Source organism: Streptosporangium sp. NPDC003464, from assembly GCF_053588315.1.
On the sequence record NZ_JBSFPS010000457.1, the window covers coordinates 1 to 4004 of the forward strand.

Sequence of the window (4004 nt, forward strand, 5' to 3'; positions counted from 1 at the left end):
CATGTCTCGCGGGTCTTCGCGCATGTCTCGCGGGGCCCGCCCGCGCCTCATCCGCGCGGCTCCAGATCCTCGAGCCAGAGCCGCTGGAGCATGAACCCCAGACCTCCTCCATGCCATGGAGGCGCGCTACCAGCTGCGCCATAGCCCCTGGTCACCGCTCCGAGTGCTCTCGTTGCGGCGCTTCGGAAGCATATAGGGACAACCGCGTGTTCACCTAATCGACGGCCGTACGGCTCGCGCCCGTCATCCCCGGGCGCAAGCCTCGCCGGGGAGTCAGGCGTTCGTGGCCTCGGGACTGTCGTCGCTCTTGACCGGCTCGGGCAGGGTGCCGGCGTTGTGCTCCAGCAGGCGCCAGCCCTTGCGGCCCTCCTCCAGCACCGACCACGAGCAGTTTCCCAGGCCGCCGAGGGCCGACCAGAGCTCCTCGGGCAGGCCCAGCAGGCTGGCGATGCCGAGGCGGAGCGCCGCCCCGTGGGAGGCGACCACCAGCAGACCGTCAGGGTCGAGCTCGGCCGCCCAGCGGCGGACCGACGTCGACACCCGCTTGGCGACGTCGGTGACGTGCTCGCCGCCCGGGGCCTCCCAATCGGCGAACTCCCGGGGCCAGCCCGCGGAGATCTCCTCGCGGGTGAGCCCCTCCCACTCGCCGCCCCCGCGCTCGCGCAGATCCTTGTCCACGGCCACGTTCAGGCCGGTGATCCGCCCCAGTGCCGAGGCGGTGTCCACGGCCCGCTGGAGGTCCGAGGAGACGATCATGCTGGGGCGGAGGGCGGCGAGCAGCGAGGCGGCGCGGGCCGCCTGCGCCATACCGGTCTCGTCCAGCGGTATGTCGCTGTGGCCCTGGAAGCGGCGTTCGACGTTCCAGAGCGTCTGGCCATGCCTCAGGCAGACGACCCGGCGGCTCACTCAGTTACCGCCTGGCGGGCGCGCTGGGCGGCGACCTGGGTCACGCTGTCGGGCAGGGCGATGGAGGGGCAGTCCTTCCACAGGCGCTCGAGAGCGTAGAAGGTGCGGTCCTCCTCGTGCTGGACGTGGACGACGATGTCGACGTAGTCCAGCAGGACCCAGCGACCCTCGCGCTCACCCTCGCGGCGGACGGGCTTGGCGTCGGCCTCGATCCGGAGCCGGTCTTCGATTTCGTCGACGATGGCGCGGACCTGACGGTCGTTGGTGGCGGAGCAGAGCAGGAAGGCGTCGGTGATGACGAGCTGCTCGCTCACGTCGTAGGCGAGAATGTCATCGGCCAGCTTGTCGGCGGCGGCCTCGGCGGCGAGCCTGATGAGCTGGACGGATCTGTCGGTTGCGGTCACGGTGTCGGTTAGTCCTCCTGTAGTCGGCGCTGTCACCTATCAGGGTGCCCGATCGGATGCCCGATGAGGGCACCACAGATACAACGCCTATCGTGTGCCACCCGATTCCGCTCCGCAAACGAATTGGCGGTCCGATCAGGGGCTCACGTAGCGGTAAAGACCGCGCTTGTTGATGTACTGAACGATACCGTCCGGCACGAGATACCAGATGGGCTGCCCGGAGGCGACCCGTTCCCGGCACTCCGAGGACGAGATGGCCAGCGCCGGGATCTCCAGCAGGCTGACTCTGCCCTCCGGCAGCCCCGGGTCGTGCAGGACGTGGCCGGGCCGGGTGGCGCCGACGAAGTGGGCGATGGTGAACAGCTCGTCGACGTCTCGCCAGCTCAGGATCTGGGCGAGGGCGTCGGCGCCGGTGATGAAGTACAGCTCCACGTCCGGCCCCCAGGCGGCGGCGATCTCCCGCAGGGTGTCGATGGTGAAGGTCGGGCCCGGACGGTCGATGTCCACGCGGCTGACCGAGAAGCGCGGGTTGGAGGCGGTCGCGATGACCGTCATCAGATACCGGTCCTCAGGCGCGGAGACCGTCTTGTCGGCCTTCTGCCACGGGTGCCCGGTCGGCACGAAGACCACCTCGTCGAGGTCGAAGTGGTGCGCGACCTCGCTGGCGGCGACCAGGTGCCCGTGGTGGATCGGGTCGAAGGTGCCGCCCATGACGCCCAGACGTCGCTTCCCCTGGCCGGTAGGCGCGTTCATCATGGAAGGGACCATACGCGCAAGCCGTACTCAGCTTTTGCCCGCCCCCCGCGCGTGCCAGGCGCACCCGACGTAGCATGCCGGACATGACCACCACCCCGGATCGCAACCGCGTGCAACTCCCCGGCATCAGCTCACGTGCCTACGAACATCCCGCTGACCGGTCCGCGCTGGTCGCCCTGCGCTCGCTCAGCGGATTCGACACGGTGCTCAAGCAGATGTCCGGCCTGATCAGCGAGCGCCGCCTGCGCCTGATCTACCTCGCCTCGGCCGTGCGCACCAGCGAGACCCAGTTCCGTGCCCTGCACGACATGGGCCGCGACGCCGCCTACACGCTCGACCTCCACCGCATCCCCGAGGTCTACGTCCAGCAGAGCCCGCAGGTCCAGGCGAAGGCGATCGGCTTCGACGATCCCTTCATCGTCGTCTCCACCGGCCTGCTCGACCTGATGGACCAGGAGGAGCAGCGCTTCGTCATCGGCCACGAGACCGCGCACATCCTGTCCGGCCACGCGGTCTACCGCACCATGCTCGACATCCTCACCCGCCTGGCCACCCGCGTGGCCTGGATCCCGCTCGGCTACATCGGCCTGCGCGCGATCGTCGCGGGTCTGGAGGAGTGGCACCGCAAGTCCGAGCTGTCGGCCGACCGCGGCGGCCTGCTCTGCGGCCAGGACACCGACGCCGCGCTGCGCGCGCTGATGAAGCTCGCCGGCGGGTCGCGCCTGCACGAGATGAACATCGAGGCGTTCCTCGACCAGGCGCGCGAATACGACACGGCGGGCGACGTCCGCGACGGCCTGCTCAAGGTCCTCAACCTGCTGGGCACCACCCACCCGTTCGCGGTCTCCCGGGTCGCCGAGCTGGACAAGTGGCGCCGCGGCGGCGAATACGAGACGATCCTCGGCGGCACCTACCCCCGCCGCGCCGACGACTCCAACGCCAAGATCTCCGAGGAGGTCAAGGCCGCCGCCCGCTCCTACCGCGAGTCCTGGTCGCAGTCGCAGGACCCTTTCATCGGCGTCCTGCGTGACGTGGCCGAGGGCGCGGTCAACGCCGGAGAGCGCATCTTCAACCGCTTCTCCCGCCGCGACGGCAACTAGGCCGAGCCTCAGAAAAGGTCCAGAAGATCATCTTCTGGACCTTTCTGGTGAGAAGAACACCGCTCGGCCGGCGACGGGCGCCGGCTCTCAGACCAGGAGGGCGATCCCGCGCACCGCCGCCGCGCACAGCGCGACGAACCCGCCCAGCACGGCGAGTGCCCGCAGCCCCTCCTTGCGGAGTTCAGGGATCTCCGCGCTGATCCGCTCGACCTCTCGGCCGATGATCCCGCCGCAGACGACGCCGAACACGATGCCCGCGACCGCGACGGGGGCGGGGCGCAGCCACCATTCCGGCGGCAGCGACGCGCCGAGGACCAGCCACAGCGCCAGGCCCGCGAGCCCCGCCGCGGGCAGCCCCGGCCAGGCCAGCGCGGTCAGCAGCGACACCGTGAAGGTCAGCGGGAAGCTCACCACGCGCAGCAGGCCCCGGACCCTGGCCGACTTGCGCTTCTTGACCGCCCAGTGCCCGGCCCAGATCGCACGGGCCAGGACGGCGAAGAACCCGGTGACCGCGAAGGTCGCCAGCGGCCAGATCACCGTGGCCACCACGCACGGCACGGCCAGCACGGCCAGCAGGATCAGCGCGGCGCTCCCCGTCGGCAGCGGCCCCGCCCTGCCGGCGCCCATGGCCTCCGAGGCCGGCGCGCCGTCGGCCGGCCGTCCTTTGGGCGTCCCCCGGGCGGGCTTGCCCCCCGTCCCGCCGGACGCGGGCCGGGCCGCCCGGGAGGGCTCCCCCGCCGGGGCGTCGACGCGCTGCGCGGTGGTATGTCGGGCCTGGCCGGCGAGTTCGGCGTGGGCGCGTTGCGGCTGGTGGAGTTCGCCCGGTCGGCGGAGTCGA

Annotated in this window: 4 protein-coding genes and 1 pseudogene; 1 reads left to right on the forward strand and 4 read right to left on the reverse strand. The window is 70.9% G+C overall.

Translation table 11 applies throughout. The features are described 5' to 3' along the window. Window positions 1–273 precede the first annotated feature (273 nt). The 3 genes from ACWDS7_RS47040 to nadD all read right to left on the reverse strand — a co-directional run bounded on the left by ACWDS7_RS47040 (window position 274) and on the right by nadD (window position 2066). Window positions 274–906 (reverse strand): histidine phosphatase family protein, encoded by a 633-nt coding sequence (locus ACWDS7_RS47040; protein WP_306866458.1) that lies wholly within the window; start codon window positions 904–906, stop codon window positions 274–276. Beyond that, window positions 903–1310, reverse strand: a complete 408-nt coding sequence (gene rsfS, locus ACWDS7_RS47045) for a ribosome silencing factor (protein ID WP_306866456.1) — start codon at window positions 1308–1310, stop codon at window positions 903–905. The genes ACWDS7_RS47040 and rsfS overlap by 4 nt, the downstream gene beginning before the upstream one ends. A gap of 135 nt (window positions 1311–1445) precedes the next feature. Beyond that, window positions 1446–2066 carry a nicotinate-nucleotide adenylyltransferase gene (gene nadD / locus ACWDS7_RS47050; RefSeq protein ID WP_306866453.1) on the reverse strand — a complete coding sequence of 207 codons (621 nt, stop codon included), beginning with the start codon at window positions 2064–2066 and terminating at the stop codon, window positions 1446–1448. 74 nt (window positions 2067–2140) lie between these two features. Here nadD and ACWDS7_RS47055 point away from each other — a divergent pair, with 74 nt between their 5' ends. Continuing rightward, window positions 2141–3166 carry a M48 family metallopeptidase gene (locus ACWDS7_RS47055; protein ID WP_306866450.1) on the forward strand — a complete coding sequence of 342 codons (1026 nt, stop codon included), beginning with the start codon at window positions 2141–2143 and terminating at the stop codon, window positions 3164–3166. Between the two features lie 87 nt (window positions 3167–3253). On the opposite strand, the pseudogene ACWDS7_RS47060 reads toward ACWDS7_RS47055, so the two are convergent. After that, window positions 3254–4004, reverse strand: a pseudogene (locus tag ACWDS7_RS47060) (serine/threonine protein kinase); the annotation flags it as partial.

Coding starts and splice junctions, on each gene's coding strand:
- nadD (WP_306866453.1), bottom strand. CDS start 2,066: ATGATGAACGCGCCTACCGGCCAGGGGAAGCGACGTCTGGGCGTCATG.
- ACWDS7_RS47055 (WP_306866450.1), top strand. CDS start 2,141: ATGCCGGACATGACCACCACCCCGGATCGCAACCGCGTGCAACTCCCC.